This is a genomic window from Streptomyces sp. NPDC058051 (genome assembly GCF_042885475.1).
Taxonomy (GTDB): Bacteria; Actinomycetota; Actinomycetes; order Streptomycetales; family Streptomycetaceae; genus Streptomyces.
In genome coordinates, this window is the sequence record NZ_JBHVRW010000002.1 from 40,903 (window position 1) to 54,845 (window position 13,943).

A 13,943-nucleotide genomic window follows, 5' to 3' on the forward strand; every position below is an offset into this window, starting at 1 on the left:
GCCCTACTCACCCGTAATTTGGCATGAGCACGCAAAAAGTGAGCACGTCGGAACTTGTGGTCCGGGCCGCAGGACGCACAGACATCGCAACTCCCTTGAGCCGCAAGGAGACCACACGATGCTGCCCCGGAACCGTGCGCCGCGCACCCCACGTGCGCGCAGGACCCTCGCCGCACTGCTCCTCGCCGTCGCCGCAGTCGCCACCCCCACGGCCACTGCGGCTGCAGCCGCCCCCACCACCGCCGCGGCCACCTCCCGCGGCTGGAACGACTACTCCTGCAAGCCCTCAGCAGCCCATCCGCGCCCCGTCGTCCTGGTTCACGGAACCTTCGGGAACTCGATCGACAACTGGCTGGTCCTCGCCCCCTACCTCGTCGACCGGGGATACTGCGTCTACTCGCTCGACTACGGGCAACTGCCCGGCGTACCGGTCTTCCACGGCCTCGGCCCGGTCGACGAGTCGGCCGGCCAGCTCGCCGCGTTCGTCGACGGGGTGCTCGCCTCCACGGGGGCGGCCGAGGTCGACGTCGTCGGGCATTCCCAGGGCGGCATGATGCCGAACTACTACCTGAAGTTCCTCGGCGGGGCCGCCAAGGTGAACGCCATGATCGGGCTCGCCCCCGACAACCACGGCACCACCCTCCTCGGCCTCACGAAGCTGCTGCCGTACTTCCCGGGCGCCGAGGACCTGCTGAACGCCAACACGCCCGGCCTCGCCGACCAGGTGGCGGGCTCCCCCTTCATCACGGCGCTCAACGCGGGCGGCGACACCGTGCCCGGAGTGGACTACACGGTCATCTCGTCCACGTACGACGAGGTCGTGACCCCGTACCGCACGCAGTTCCTGGACGGACCGAACGTACGCAACGTCCTGATCCAGGACCTGTGCCCGTTCGACCTCTCCGAGCATGTGGCGATCGGGACCGTCGACCGGATCGCCTTCCACGAGGTGGCGAACGCCCTGGATCCGGCCCACGCCACACCCACCACCTGCGCCTCGGCCATCGGTTAGCACGGTGAGCGGGCCGGAGCGGTGAGCGGGCCCGTCCGGCCGGTTCCGGCCGGACGGGCTCCGAGGGGCGCACGCGGGCAGCCGGACGAGCTCCGGGGGGGTGCGCGCGCGTACGCCCGCAGGCCGGTGGAGCGCCGCGCGGAAGGCCCGTGCCACGGCATGCGCCGCCACGGGCCGATCACGATCCGGCGGGCGGAGCGCCGCTGTCGGTGGCGGATGGCACGATCGACCCATGACGACGATCGACTGGGACTCCGCAGCCGACTCCTTCGACGAGGAGCCCGACCACGGGCTGCTCGACCCGGCGGTCCGGCATGCCTGGGCGCAGCGGCTGGAGAACTGGCTGCCCGGCGAGCGCTCCGAGGTGCTCGACCTGGGATGCGGCACCGGAAGCCTGGCCCTGCTCGCCGCCGGGCAGGGACACCGGGTCACCGCCGTCGACCGGTCGCCGCGCATGGCGGAGCGGGCGCGGGCCAAGCTCGCGGGGACGGGCGCCGAGGTGCTCCTCGGGGATGCGGCCCGACCACCGGTCGGAAAGCAGCAGTTCGATGTGATCATGGCCAGACACGTCGTGTTCCTGCTGCCCGAGCCGGCGGCGGTCCTGCGCCACTGGTTCACCCTGCTGCGGCCCGGAGGCCGGCTGATCCTGATCGAAGGCGTCTGGGGCGGCTTCGGCCTCTCCGCCGAGCGGCTGACCGGACTCCTCACGGGGCTCACCGAACGCATCCACCACGAGCGGCTCTCCGGCGATCCGGCCCTGTGGGGCAGGCAGGTCGACGACGAGCGCTACGCCCTGGTGGTCCGTGCCGAACCACCGGACCGGCACACCGAGGTCGTCGATGTGCACCTGATCCTCCGCCGGGGCCCCGACGTCCTGCTCGCCCGCCGGGCCGGTACGGGATACGCGGACGGGCTGTTCAACGGCCCGTCCGGACACGTCGAGGACGGTGAGGACGTCCGCGAGGCGATGATCCGCGAGGCCGCCGAGGAGATCGGTGTCGCGCTCGACCCGGACGAGTTGCGGGTCGCCCTGGTCATGCAGCACCGGGGGCCCGGCGGCAGTCCCCGGACCGGCTGGTTCTTCGAGGCGGAGTACGACCCCGCCCGGCCGCCGTACAACCGCGAACCGGACAAGTGCTCCGAGCTGGCGTGGTTCCCGCTGGACGCCCTGCCGGACGACATCGTCGCCTACTGCCGGGCGGGGCTCGACGGCTACCGTGCGGGGGAGCACTTCCTGATCCACTGGCACGAGGACGGCGACCCCGTGGCGTACCAGCCGCACGGGATCCGCCGAGCCGTCCCGCTGCCGGCCGGCGGGGCCCGCACCGGCGGGGTGCACCACATCGAACTGTGGGTGCCCGATCTGCCGATGGCCGAGCGGGGATGGGGCTGGCTGCTCGGCGCGCTGGGCCATGTCCCGTACCAGCGCTGGGAGAACGGGCGGAGCTGGCGGCGCGGTGACTGCTATGTGGTGGTCGAGCAGTCACCCGACCTGACAGGGGCGACGCACGACCGTCGCCGCCCCGGCCTCAATCATCTGGCGTTCCACGTCAGGGACCGGGCCACCCTCGACGCACTGGTGGCAAGAGCACCGGAGCACGGCTGGCGGCAGCTCTTCCCGGACCGCTATCCGCACGCCGGCGGGGACGGGCACACCGCCGCCTATCTGGAGGACGCGGCGGGATACGAGGTGGAGCTGGTCGCCGGTGTCCGGCCACCCCACCCCGCGCCGCAGGAACCGGCGCCGCACACCGATACATGGGCGCGGCGCCGGGACTGAGCCGCGGCAGGCAACGTTTGCCACGGCTTTCGTTCAGAGGGTGCGCTCAAGGCGGTCGGCCATCAGCCTGACGAAGCGCGACGGGTCGCCCAGCTCGCCGCCCTCGGCCAGCAGCGCCAGGTCGTGGAGGAGTTCGGCCGTCTCCTCCAGGCCGGTGCCGTCCTCCTCACCGCGTTCGGCGTGCGCCCGGTTGAGGCCGCTGACCAGCGGATGCTGCGGGTTGAGTTCGAGGATGCGCTTGACCTGGGGGACGGGCTGGCCCATGGCGCGGTACATGTTCTCCAGCGCCGGTGTCACATCGTTCGTGTCCGAGACGATGCAGGCGGGCGAGACGGTGAGGCGAGCGGAGAGCCGTACCTCCTTGACGGTCTCGCTCAACCGGGTGGACATCCAGGTGAGCAGATCCGCGTACTCCTGCTGCTGGTTCTCCCGCTCGGTCGCCGCCTCCTTCTTCTCCTCCTCGGTGCCGAGGTCGACCTCGCCCTTGGCGACGGACCGCAGCTTCCTGCCGTCGAACTCGGGCTCCGCCTCGACCCACACCTCGTCGACGGGGTCGGTCAGCAGCAGCACCTCGACGCCCTTGGCCCGGAACGCCTCCATGTGCGGGGAGTTCTCAAGGGCCTGCCGGGACTCACCCGTGAGGTAGTAGATGTGCTCCTGGCCGTCCTTCATCCGCTCCACGTAACTCCGCAGCGTGGTCGGCTCCTCCGCGTCATGGGTCGTGGCGAAGGAGGCGACACCGAGGATGGCGTCGCGGTTCTCGAAGTCGCTCAGCAGCCCTTCCTTGACGACGCGGCCGAACTCCCGCCAGAACGTGGCGTAGCGGTCCGGGGCGGCGGTCATCATGTCCTTGACCGTCGACAGGACCTTCTTCGCCAGGCGCCGGTGCATCAACTGGATCTGGCGGTCCTGCTGGAGGATCTCGCGCGACACGTTGAGCGACAGGTCCTGCGCGTCGACGACGCCCTTGACGAAGCGCAGGTACGGCGGCATCAGCGCTTCGCAGTCGTCCATGATGAAGACGCGCTTCACATAGAGCTGGATGCCGCGCTGGTACCCCTGCATGAACAGGTCCTGGGGCGCGTGCGACGGGATGAAGAGCAGCGCCTGGTACTCGAAAGTGCCCTCGGCCTGCAACCGGATGGTTTCGAGCGGGGCGATCCAGTCGTGGCTGATGTGCTTGTACAGCTCGTGGTACTCGTCGTCCGTGACGTCGTCGCGCGAGCGCGCCCACAGGGCCTTCATCGAGTTGAGGGTCTCGGGGTCGCGCGGGGTGTCGTCGCTCCCCTCCGCGGAGTCCGCGCCGTCCGGGGCCGCACTCTCCGGGGCCATCCGGACGGGCCAGGTGATGAAGTCCGAGTACCGCTTGACGATCTCCCTGATCTTCCAGGGAGAGGTGTAGTCGTGGAGCTGGTCCTCGGTGTCCTCCGGCTTGAGCCGCAGGGTGACCGCGGTGCCCTGCGGGGCGTCGTCGACGGTCTCGATCGTGTACGTGCCCTCGCCGTTCGACGCCCAGCGGGTTCCCTGGCTCTCACCCGCGCGCCGGGTCAGCAGCGTGACCTCGTCGGCCACCATGAAGCTGGAGTAGAACCCGACACCGAACTGGCCGATCAGCCCCTCGGCCGCCGCGCTGCTCTCGGCCTCCTTGAGCTCCCGCAGGAACGCCGCGGTGCCCGAGTGCGCGATGGTCCCGATGAGCTTGACCACTTCGTCGTGCGACATCCCGATGCCGTTGTCCCGCACAGTCAGCGTACGGGCCTGTTTGTCGGTCTCGATATCGATGTGGAGGTCGGACACATCCACGCCGAGCGAGTCGTCGCGGAGCGCTTCGAGCCGCAACTTGTCGAGTGCGTCGGAGGCGTTGGAGACGAGTTCGCGCAGGAACACGTCCTTGTTCGAGTAGATCGAGTGGATCATCATCTGCAGAAGCTGACGCGCTTCCACCTGAAACTCGAACGTCTCAGTCGGCATAATCCGTGATTCCTTCTCAGGCCACCTGGTGGGGATTTGACCTCAGCACTTTAGATCAGCCGGCCGTCGGGCACGGCCCGTTCGCCCGGTTCGACGGGTCAGGCCAGCAGCGTCGCGAGCCCTTCCGCGTGGGCCAGGAGCTCCAGTTCGTCCAGCGCCCGGCGAGCCGCCCCGGCCGCTGCCGGATCGCGTTCGGCGAGACCGCTCTCCTCGAACTCGTCCTCGTCCAGCCTGAATACGGACGAGCCGTCCGCCGACACCCACAGGTCGAGGTCGAGGTCCTCGACCAGCAGCTCCCCGTCCCGCAGAGCGGCGGGACGGGTGATGTCGCAGTACCAGCCCTTGAGGTCGCCCGCACCGGTCCGGACCTCCTTCACGGCGAACCAGCGGTCGTGCCAGTAGTGCTCGGTGAACACATCGCCCGGCTCGAACCGTACGAAGCCGAAGTCGCGGACTCCCGGCGCCGCCCACGGGGCACGCACCGTCACCCGGGTGCCGTCGTCGCGGACCACGTCCGCCGGGTAGCGGATCTTGGTCCGTCCGGCCTTCATCAGGGCGACCACCAGCGTGGTCTCAGCCGAGTTTGCGGACATGGCGCACCTCCGTGGCACAGATCTCGTAGCCGAACCATCGATTGACCGCCAGCATCGGGCCGTTGTCCGCGTCGTTGCCGGTGTACGCGTCCGTGTACCCGGCGGCACGCGCCCGGTGCAGCGAATCGTTCTTCGCGAGCCTCGCCAGGCCGCGGTTGCGGTGCGCCCGTCGGGTTCCGGTCATCCCCGACATGTAGCGGGTCAGACCGTCGGTCCGTGCCGCGCTGAACGCCGCCACTTCCCCGTCGACCATCACGACCGAGGTCAGCACGTGGTCGAGGTCGGGACTGCGCCAGGTCTCGTTGAGCCAGTCCTCGTAGTCGGACAGTTCGGCCGGGGTGTCGCTCGGCTCGTCGGCCGAGGTCTCGGCGTCCGCGTCGAAGAGCGGGCGCGGATCGTCCGCGAAGTCCGCACCGGTACGCAACTCGACGCCCGCCGGGAGCTCCTGGCGGGGCGGCAGTGACCCGGCCGCCAGATCGAGATGGAGGAAGTGCGCCGGGCGGCTCGGCGTGTAGCCGCGCTTCTCGGCGAACGCCCGGTTCGCCGGGGTGTCGAGCACCCAGGTGAAGACCGCGAGCGCGCCCTCCCTCGCCAGATACTCCTCGGCCGTGCTCAGCAGCAACGAGCCTGCCCCGCGCCCGGTGCGGTCCGGATGCGTGTAGGGATTGCAGAACGCCTGGCCGGGTTCCGGGCTGTCGTGGGCGAGGCCGACCTGAGCGGTACCGATGACCTCCCCGTCCTCCTCGGCGACCAGCAGCCGCCGGCGCCTGCCGGGAGGGCCGGGGGTCAGCTCGGAGACGACCTGTTCGGGGGTCGTCACGATGTAGGGCAGTGCGGCACGACGGACGCGTACCCAGGCTTCGGCGTCGGCCGGCCGGAAGTCGCGGACGAGGAGGGTCATGGGGCGGGACGTTACGTGGGGGTCCGCACGGGGCGCCTCCGATTTTCCGGCGGTGAGGGAGAATCGGGGCGTGACTCTCAAGATCGTCATTGACCCGGACGCCGGTAGCGCGCCGTACGAGCAACTGCGCACGCAGATCTCCGGACTGGCGCGCTCCGGCGCACTGCCCGTCGGCTTCAGACTTCCGACCGTGCGCGGCTTCGCCGAGGAGCTCGGCCTCGCCGCGAACACCGTCGCCAAGGCGTACCGGGCGCTGGAGGCCGACGGGGTGATCGAGACCCGTGGGCGCAACGGCACGTTCATCGCCGCCGCCGGTGACGCGGCGGAGCGGCACGCGGCCGCCGCGGCGCAGGAGTACGCGCAGCAGGCCCGCAGACTGGGCCTGTCCTCGGCCGAGGCGCTGTCCCTGGCCGAGGACGCGGTCCGCGCGGCGTACGCGGCGAAGTGAGCGGGCAGGGCGGCCGTACCGCGGCGAGGTGAGCGGTCCGGGCGGTGTGCGCGGCGAGGTGGCCGGGGCCGACAGGGCGGTCTCGGTTCCGCCGGGCTGTGTTCCGCCGCTCTCGGTCCCCCTGGCCCTGTTCCGCCGCTCTCGGTCCCGCCGGGCTCAGAGGTACAGGCCCGCGTCCGCTCCGGAGTCCTGCTTCGGCACTGACGCGGGACCGCTGCCGCGCCGTAGGGCGTACAACTCGGCGAGCGTGGCGCCCTCGCGGTTGACCCCTTCCTCCGTACCCAGCCAGGCCGTCGCCTCGTTGCGGGTCAGTGGACCCACCTCGATCCTGGCGAGGCAGCGGCCGGGCCTGACCACGGCCGGGTGGAGCCGCTCCAGGTCCTCGTTGGTGGTGACGCCCACCAGGACGTTGCGGCCCTGGCCCAGCAGCCCGTCGGTGAGGTTCAGCAGCCGGGACAGTGCCTGGCCCGCCGTGTGCTTGGCCTCGCCCCTGATCAGCTCGTCGCAGTCCTCCAGGAGCAGCAGTCGCCAGCGGCCCTTCGCCGTGCCCTCGTCCTCGCCGATCGCGATGTCCATCAGATAGCCGACGTCGTTGAAGAGCCGCTCGGGATCGAGCACGCAGTCGACCTGGCACCAGTCCCGCCACGAGCGCGCGAGCGTGCGCAGCGCGGACGTCTTCCCGGTGCCGGGCGGACCGTGCAGCAGAAGCAGCCGCCCGGCGATGTCGTCGGGCGTGATCTTCATCAGCCGGTCCATGCCATCGGCCACCGGCGCCGTGTAGTTGTTGCGGACCTCGTCCCAGGTGCCGGCGGCGATCTGCCGGGTGGTGCGGTACGGACCGCGGCGCGGGGACACGTACCAGAAGCCCATCGTCACGTTCTCGGGCTGTGGTTCCGGTTCGTCCTGGGCGCCGTCCGTCGCCTGGCCGAGGATCTTCTGCGCCAGCTCCGGGCTGGTCGCGGTGACCGTGACATCGGCGCCGCGGCTCCACCGCGAGACGAGCAGCGTCCAGCCGTCGCCCTCGGCGAGCGTGGCGTTGCGGTCGTCGTCACGGGCGGCGCGCAGCACCTTGGAGGCCGGCGGCAGCAGGGTGGCCCCGGCCTTGACGCGGTCGAGGGACGAGCTGTGCGCGTACGGCTGCTCGCCCGTCGCGAAGCGGCCGAGGAACAGCGCGTCGACGACGTCGGACGGGGAATCGCTGTCGTCGACGGTGAGCCGGATCGGCAGAGCGGACTCAGGGTTGGCAGACATGGCGCCCATGATCCGGCACGGCGGCACCCGACGCACCCGGGTTTCCCTACCTTCCTCCCTCTTTTCCGGCGCACGGACCACGGGCACGGCGCGACCTCAGGGGCGCACGAACCACGGGTATGACGTGACCTCAGGGGGCTGCTGGAGGCGAGGGCGTGACGCGACCTCAGGGGGGCGCGCGGGAGAACTCCTGGGAGCAACTTGGCATGGACACTTCCGGTGAGGGTGCGGGTGCTGCTACCACGGACACGGCAGACCGGGCGGAGATCCCGCCGGTCGTCCAAGGGAGGTTCCATGAAGATGTCCAGACTCGTGGCGTTCTCGTCCTCGCTCCTGCTCGGTGCCGTACTCGCTCTGACCGGAGCGGTCACCGCCAACGCCGCACAGTCTGTTCAGGCCGTCGACTACGTCGCCCTCGGCGACTCGTACTCCTCGGGTGTCGGTTCCGGCAGTTACGACAGCGCCAGCGGCGACTGCAAGCGCAGCACCAAGGCGTACCCCGTGCTCTGGGCCGCCGCCAACGCGCCCTCGTCCTTCGCCTTCACCGCTTGCTCGGGCGCCCGGTCCAGTGATGTCAAGGCCAACCAGCTCGGCCCCCTCAGCGCCTCGACCGACCTCGTGTCGATCTCCGTCGGCGGCAACGACGCGGGCTTCGCCGACGTCATGACGACCTGTGTCCTCCAGTCGGAGGCCACGTGCCTCAGCCGGATCGCCACGGCCCGCAGCTACGTGGACACCACCCTGCCCGGAAACCTCGACTCCGTGTACTCGGCGATCCGCACCAAGGCGCCGTCCGCCCGTGTCGTCGTCCTCGGATACCCCCGCTTCTACAAGATCGGCGGCAGCTGCGTCGTCGGCCTGAGCGACAAGGTGCGCACCGCGATCAACGGTGCGGCCGACTACCTCAACGCGGCGACCGCCAAGCGCGCCGCCGACCACGGCTTCACCTACGCCGATGTCGCGGGCCGGTTCACCGGGCACGAGATCTGCTCCGGAGACGCCTGGCTGCACAGTCTCAACTGGCTCAACATCGGTGAGTCCTACCACCCCACCGCGGCCGGACAGTCGGGCGGCTACCTGCCCGTCCTCAACTCGGCCGCCTGACCCCCCACCCGGAACGCACGCCGGGCCCGTTCGGTCGTCCGACGGGCAGGAGACCCCGTCCGCAGGGGTCTCCGTCCGGCACTCCGCCGGTCCGGTCCCGCCGCACCGCTTCCGTTCTGTCCAACTCGCCCTGGAATCGGGTGTATTCGGGGGTTGCCTGTCAACCTCCGTATGGGTGTGCCCAATCCTGTGACCGGGATACACGAGTGTCGTCGCGGGGGGATAGGGTTACCCTGCCCGGGCCGGGTGCCCTCGTACGGGTGGGGAGTGACATGGAACAGATAACGATGCGCAGCAGGCCGCGTGTGCCTGCCATCACATGTGGGAGCAGTGCGACGAGTTCGCGCCTCGACCGCCATCTCGCGGTGCTCGGCGGTCCCGCCGTCCCGCAGCGGGAGGCGGCGGAGGCGACGCTGCTGATGCGTGAGCTCACCTCGCGCGATGCCGCCCACAGTCGTCGGAGCAAGAGCGCGCGGGTCTCGCTGTTCGCGCCGCTGCGGCGCTTGCGGCGCTCGCTCTTCGGCAGCCGCCACTGACCTGACGGCCCTTCAGTACCGATCCGGCCCCTGAGGGATCTCGTCCCTGACTGATCCGGCCCACCGCGCAGGCCGCTCAGGCGATCACACCGTACCGGCGCGGCGCTGCCCCCTGCTCGTCCGTCATCCCCGCGGCCCGCAGCAGCGCTTCAGCAGTGCTCGTCAGTGCTCGTCGAGCGCCGGTACGGTCACCCGTCCGTCCCCCGTCTCGTTCCCGCTCACGGCCGCCCCGTCCCCGCCCGGCGCCGTGACCGGCGGCAGCGTACGCCCCGGCCCCTGGTGCCCTGCCCGGGCCGCCCGTTCCGACGTCTGTCCGCGGAGCCGGTGCCGCTCCTGGTCGTACGCCGTACGGAGCGATGGTTGCGTGGGTGAATCCGTGTGCGTAACAACTTTGTCATCCCAAGATGTTGACGTTGAAAACTTCCGGGGTCAGGGTGCTGATCGTTTGGCACGTACACGGCACCTCACCCCCGGAGGCGTACATGTGTGACCTGCACGACCAGCACGAGCACGCGCACGAAGCAGCCATGGCGGCCGGTCCGGTCCTCAGCCGGAGACGGATCATGCAGCTGCTGGGCGCGGCAGGGGTGACCACCGCGGTGATGGCGGCCGACGCCGATCCGGCGATGGCCGCGGCCTCCGAGGCGGCCGACGCCGCGACGGACGGCGGATACGAGGCCCCGAAGGGTCTCGCGCAGGACAGCCCGGCCAAGCAGGCGGCGATCGGCTGGATCGACGGCAACAGCGGCCGGATCACCGGGCTCAACGCGGAGATCTGGGACCATGCCGAGCTCAGCCTGCGCGAGTGGAACTCCTCACTCGCCGAGGCCGGATTCCTGGAGAAGGCGGGCTTCGACGTCGAGTTCGGCACCGCGGGCTTCCCGACCGCGTTCACCGCCACATTCCGCCACGGGAGCGGTGGCCCGGTCCTCGGCTTCAGTGGGGAGTACGACGCGCTGCCCGGTCTCTCGCAGAACAAGGGCGTCGGCCACCACGACCCGCGCGAGTACATCCACGATCCGTTCGCGCCCGGCTACGGCCCCGGACACGGGTGCGGGCACAGCGCGCTGGGAACGGCCGCGGCGGCAGCCGCGGCAGCCGTCGCCCAGGCCGCGAAGAAGCACCGGCTCCCGGTCACCGTGAAGTTCTTCGGCTCGACGGCCGAGGAGGCGCTGATCGGCAAGACCTATGCCGTCAGCAAGGGCGTGTACGACGGCCTGGACGCCTTCCTGGACTGGCACCCGTCCACGGCCAACGCCACCGGCTGGGGTTCCACCACCGCGATGACGGCGGTGACGTTCACCTTCCTCGGGGTCTCCGGACACGGCGGCACCCCGCTCGGCAACAAGAGCGCGCTGGACGCCGCCGTGATGATGGCGACGATGTCGGAGTTCCTGCGCGAGGAGAGCCTCGCCCCGTCGGGACGGCTCCACTGGGTGATCAACAACGGTGGCGACATCCCGAACGTCACCCCGGAGATCGCCGAGATCTCCTACTACGTGCGCGAAGGCAGTCCGGCCCGTGTGCAGGCGCTGCTCGACAAGGTGATCGCGGTCTCCGAAGCCGCGGCGACGGCCAGCCGCACCACAGTCGTGCACCGCGTCACCTCGGCCTGCTGGAACCAGTTGCCGTCGCGGTCCTTCGCCGAGCTGCTGCACGAGAACATGACGCAGATCGGGCCGCCCGCGTTCACCGACGAGGCGCACGCGCTGGCGAAGGAGCTCCAGGAATCGCTCGGACTGCCGACCGCCGGCATGCACGGCACGATCGGCGCGCTCACCCCGCCCAACCCGGTCTTCATGGGCGGCGGTTCGACGGATGTCGCGGACATCAGCTGGAATGTGCCGACCGTGTCGATGGGGGCGGCCCTGGCCCCGATCGGCACCAAGATGCACACCTGGTCCACGGCCGCCTGCGCGGCCGCCGCGCCCGGTCAGGCGGCGGTGGTCGCGGCGGCGAAGTACCTGGCGGCGACCGCGGTCGATCTGCTCACGCAGCCGGAGCGGCTGAAGGCGATCAAGGACGAGTTCGCGGAACGCACCGAGGGGCTGGAGTGGAAGACGGCGCTGCCCGACGGTTATGAGCCGCCGATGTACGAGCCGCCGGCCTGGTTCCTGAAGAAGACCGGGCAGAAGTGGCCCCCGGAGAACATCACCTGGCCGCCGAAGCGGATCGTGTCGCAGGAGAAGTTCTCCTCGCTGGGCCCGGAGCTGGCACCGCAGAAGTGAACGTGGGGTGCCGGGGCGTGTGTGCGACAGGCCCCGGCGCCGCACGGCCTCGCGTGACGGTCCGCACGGCCTCGCGTGACGGTCCGTACGGCATCACGTGGCGCCCGTGCGGCATCACGTGGTGCCTGTGGCGCGGGCCCCGGCGCCGCGCGGCAGGGGATGACACTCGCGCGGCATCGGGTGGCGCCCGGCATCGCCGTGGCGTCCGCCGGGCCGCCGGAGCGGTGCCCGGGTCCGCCGGAGCCGGCTCGGCTCACTCGCCGTCGCGCGCGTACCGCCGTACGGACAGCGGCACGAACACCGCGAGGAGCAGTACCGACCAGGCGAGCGTTCCGGCCACCGGATGGGCGACCGGCCAGGCGGCGTCGGCGGCCGGGGACGCGTTGCCGAACAGGTCGCGGCTGGCCGAGGCCATGGCGCTGATCGGATTCCACTCCGCTACCGTCCGCAGCCAGCCCGGCAGGCCCTCGGTCGGGATGTACGCACTCGACAGCAGCGGAAGGACGAAGGTGGCGCTGCCCAGCTGACCGGCGATCTCCTCGTTGCGGATCAACAGGCCCAGCCAGCAGCCCATCCACGACGTCGCGAACCGGAGGAGCAGCAGCAGCCCGAAGGCGCCCAGGGCGGCGAGCGGGCCGCCCTCGATCCGCCAGCCGACCGCGAGCCCGACCAGGATCAGTGGAATCAACCCGACGGCCGTGGTCACCAGGTCGGCCACGGTCTGGCCGAACGGTACGGCGGACCGGCTCATCGGCAGCGCGCGGAACCGGTCCATCACCCCGCGGTGGCAGTCCTGCGAGGACTGGAACATCCCGGTCATGAGGCCGCCCGCCGCCGTCGCCGCCAGCAGGCCCGGCACCAGGAACGCGCGGTACTCCCGGCCGGGGACGGCGAGCGCGCTGCCGAACACGTACCCGAAGAACAGCAGCATCGTGATCGGCATGGTCTGGGTCAGGATCACGATGCCCGGGGCCGCTTTGATCCGCTGGAGATGGCGGCCCAGCACCGCCAGGGTGTCGGCGACCGGGGTGTTCCTGCCGGTGGCGACGGGCTGCTCGTGGACCAGGAGGGTGCCGCTCATGCTGGTGCTGCTCATGCTGCTGTCTCCTTCAGGGGCGGGGAGGGACGACCGTCGTCGCGGCCGGTCAGGCGGAGGAAGACCTCGTCGAGTGTCGGCGGGCGCAGGCTCGCGTCGATCAGCGGTACGCCCGCCGCGTCGAGTTCCCGGACGAGACGGGGGAGGGTGAGGGTGGGGTCGGTCGTGACCGCGCCCACGGCGCGGCGCTCGTGGTCGAGCGCCGGTTCGGTGCCGGTGAGCTGATCGAGGACGCCGGCCGCCTGGGCCAGCGCCGATTCCTGGGTGACGACCACCTCGGCGTAACTGCCGATGCGGGACTTCAGTTCGGCGGGGGTGCCGCGGTGGGCGGCCCGGCCCCGGTCGATCAGCACGATCTCGTCGGCCAGCCGATCGGCCTCCTCCAGATACTGGGTGGTCAGGAGGACGGTGGTGCCCCGGTCGGCCAGGTCCCGCACCGCCGCCCAGATCTGGTTGCGGCTGTGCGGATCGAGTCCGGTGGTCGGCTCGTCCAGGAAGAGCACCCGCGGACGGGTCAGCAGACTGGCGGCGAGGTCGAGACGGCGGCGCATGCCGCCCGAGTAGGTGCGGGCCGGGCGGTCGGCGGCCTCTGTCAGTTCGAAGCGTTCCAGCAGCTCGTCGGCGCGGCTGCGCGCGGCCTCGCCGCGGAACCGGAGCAGTTTGGCGAAGAGCCGCAGGTTCTGCCGGCCGGACAGTTCGCCGTCGACCGAGGCGTTCTGTCCGGTGACCCCGATCGCCGCGCGCACCGCGCCCGCCTCGCGCACCACGTCGTGACCCGCGATCCGGGCGCTTCCGCCGTCCGGTGCCGTCAGCGTGGTGAGGACCCGGACGGCGGTGGTCTTGCCCGCGCCGTTCGGCCCCAGCACTCCGCAGACCGTGCCCTCGGCGACCGCGAGGTCGAGCCCGCGCAGCGCGTGGACATCGCCGTAACGCTTCTCCAGACCTTGACTAAGTACAGCGTACGTAGTTGTCATGAGGCCCACCGTACAGCACTGCGTACGGTGTACGTAACTACGATGGTGG

General features: G+C 70.9%; 12 protein-coding genes. 6 read left to right on the forward strand and 6 right to left on the reverse strand.

The features are described from left to right. Positions 1-118 precede the first annotated feature (118 nt). On the forward strand, positions 119-1,012 hold the full coding sequence (locus ACFVUT_RS03705; protein WP_389654999.1) for an esterase/lipase family protein: 894 nt from the start codon (positions 119-121) through the stop codon (positions 1,010-1,012). Positions 1,013-1,244: 232 nt separating this feature from the next. Then, positions 1,245-2,792, forward strand: a complete 1,548-nt coding sequence (locus tag ACFVUT_RS03710) for a trifunctional class I SAM-dependent methyltransferase/NUDIX hydrolase/VOC family protein (protein WP_389655001.1) — start codon at positions 1,245-1,247, stop codon at positions 2,790-2,792. Positions 2,793-2,825: 33 nt separating this feature from the next. On the opposite strand, the gene htpG is transcribed toward ACFVUT_RS03710, so the two are convergent. The 3 genes from htpG to ACFVUT_RS03725 all read right to left on the reverse strand — a co-directional run bounded on the left by htpG (position 2,826) and on the right by ACFVUT_RS03725 (position 6,257). After that, a complete protein-coding gene (gene htpG / locus ACFVUT_RS03715; protein WP_389655003.1) occupies positions 2,826-4,763 on the reverse strand; it encodes a molecular chaperone HtpG in 1,938 nt (645 codons plus the stop codon). Positions 4,764-4,861: 98 nt separating this feature from the next. Next, positions 4,862-5,356 (reverse strand): DUF402 domain-containing protein, encoded by a 495-nt coding sequence (locus tag ACFVUT_RS03720; RefSeq protein ID WP_389655005.1) that lies wholly within the window; start codon positions 5,354-5,356, stop codon positions 4,862-4,864. Then, positions 5,337-6,257 carry a GNAT family N-acetyltransferase gene (locus tag ACFVUT_RS03725; protein ID WP_389655007.1) on the reverse strand — a complete coding sequence of 307 codons (921 nt, stop codon included), beginning with the start codon at positions 6,255-6,257 and terminating at the stop codon, positions 5,337-5,339. The genes ACFVUT_RS03720 and ACFVUT_RS03725 overlap by 20 nt, the downstream gene beginning before the upstream one ends. Positions 6,258-6,327: 70 nt before the next feature. On the opposite strand from ACFVUT_RS03725, the gene ACFVUT_RS03730 reads away from it, so the two are divergent. After that, positions 6,328-6,705, forward strand: a complete 378-nt coding sequence (locus ACFVUT_RS03730) for a GntR family transcriptional regulator (protein WP_389655009.1) — start codon at positions 6,328-6,330, stop codon at positions 6,703-6,705. Between the two features lie 156 nt (positions 6,706-6,861). On the opposite strand, the gene ACFVUT_RS03735 is transcribed toward ACFVUT_RS03730, so the two are convergent. After that, complete coding sequence (locus tag ACFVUT_RS03735) at positions 6,862-7,956, reverse strand: DUF5925 domain-containing protein (protein WP_389655011.1); 1,095 nt, start codon at positions 7,954-7,956, stop codon at positions 6,862-6,864. 294 nt (positions 7,957-8,250) lie between these two features. Between ACFVUT_RS03735 and ACFVUT_RS03740 the strand changes: the two genes are divergently transcribed. The 3 genes from ACFVUT_RS03740 to ACFVUT_RS03750 all read left to right on the forward strand — a co-directional run bounded on the left by ACFVUT_RS03740 (position 8,251) and on the right by ACFVUT_RS03750 (position 11,824). Beyond that, positions 8,251-9,060, forward strand: coding sequence for an SGNH/GDSL hydrolase family protein (locus tag ACFVUT_RS03740; protein ID WP_389655013.1), 810 nt, complete (start codon positions 8,251-8,253; stop codon positions 9,058-9,060). Between the two features lie 272 nt (positions 9,061-9,332). Further along, positions 9,333-9,596, forward strand: a complete 264-nt coding sequence (locus ACFVUT_RS03745; RefSeq protein ID WP_327276057.1) for a hypothetical protein — start codon at positions 9,333-9,335, stop codon at positions 9,594-9,596. A 482-nt stretch (positions 9,597-10,078) separates the two neighbouring features. After that, positions 10,079-11,824, forward strand: a complete 1,746-nt coding sequence (locus tag ACFVUT_RS03750; RefSeq protein ID WP_389655016.1) for an amidohydrolase — start codon at positions 10,079-10,081, stop codon at positions 11,822-11,824. A gap of 253 nt (positions 11,825-12,077) precedes the next feature. On the opposite strand, the gene ACFVUT_RS03755 is transcribed toward ACFVUT_RS03750, so the two are convergent. Together ACFVUT_RS03755 and ACFVUT_RS03760 are read right to left on the reverse strand one after the other, a co-directional pair. Then, positions 12,078-12,920 carry an ABC transporter permease gene (locus ACFVUT_RS03755; protein ID WP_389655018.1) on the reverse strand — a complete coding sequence of 281 codons (843 nt, stop codon included), beginning with the start codon at positions 12,918-12,920 and terminating at the stop codon, positions 12,078-12,080. Continuing rightward, complete coding sequence (locus ACFVUT_RS03760; protein WP_389655020.1) at positions 12,917-13,894, reverse strand: ATP-binding cassette domain-containing protein; 978 nt, start codon at positions 13,892-13,894, stop codon at positions 12,917-12,919. The genes ACFVUT_RS03755 and ACFVUT_RS03760 overlap by 4 nt, the downstream gene beginning before the upstream one ends. Between the last annotated feature and the right edge of the window lie 49 nt (positions 13,895-13,943).

What these genes read in the sequence shown, in the direction of transcription:
- ACFVUT_RS03705 (WP_389654999.1), top strand. Translation starts at nt 119, where the DNA reads ATGCTGCCCCGGAACCGTGCGCCGCGCACCCCACGTGCGCGCAGGACC.
- ACFVUT_RS03710 (WP_389655001.1), top strand. Translation starts at nt 1,245, where the DNA reads ATGACGACGATCGACTGGGACTCCGCAGCCGACTCCTTCGACGAGGAG.
- htpG (WP_389655003.1), bottom strand. Translation starts at nt 4,763, where the DNA reads ATGCCGACTGAGACGTTCGAGTTTCAGGTGGAAGCGCGTCAGCTTCTG.
- ACFVUT_RS03720 (WP_389655005.1), bottom strand. Translation starts at nt 5,356, where the DNA reads ATGTCCGCAAACTCGGCTGAGACCACGCTGGTGGTCGCCCTGATGAAG.
- ACFVUT_RS03725 (WP_389655007.1), bottom strand. Translation starts at nt 6,257, where the DNA reads ATGACCCTCCTCGTCCGCGACTTCCGGCCGGCCGACGCCGAAGCCTGG.
- ACFVUT_RS03735 (WP_389655011.1), bottom strand. Translation starts at nt 7,956, where the DNA reads ATGTCTGCCAACCCTGAGTCCGCTCTGCCGATCCGGCTCACCGTCGAC.
- ACFVUT_RS03740 (WP_389655013.1), top strand. Translation starts at nt 8,251, where the DNA reads ATGAAGATGTCCAGACTCGTGGCGTTCTCGTCCTCGCTCCTGCTCGGT.
- ACFVUT_RS03745 (WP_327276057.1), top strand. Translation starts at nt 9,333, where the DNA reads ATGGAACAGATAACGATGCGCAGCAGGCCGCGTGTGCCTGCCATCACA.
- ACFVUT_RS03750 (WP_389655016.1), top strand. Translation starts at nt 10,079, where the DNA reads ATGTGTGACCTGCACGACCAGCACGAGCACGCGCACGAAGCAGCCATG.
- ACFVUT_RS03755 (WP_389655018.1), bottom strand. Translation starts at nt 12,920, where the DNA reads ATGAGCAGCACCAGCATGAGCGGCACCCTCCTGGTCCACGAGCAGCCC.
- ACFVUT_RS03760 (WP_389655020.1), bottom strand. Translation starts at nt 13,894, where the DNA reads ATGACAACTACGTACGCTGTACTTAGTCAAGGTCTGGAGAAGCGTTAC.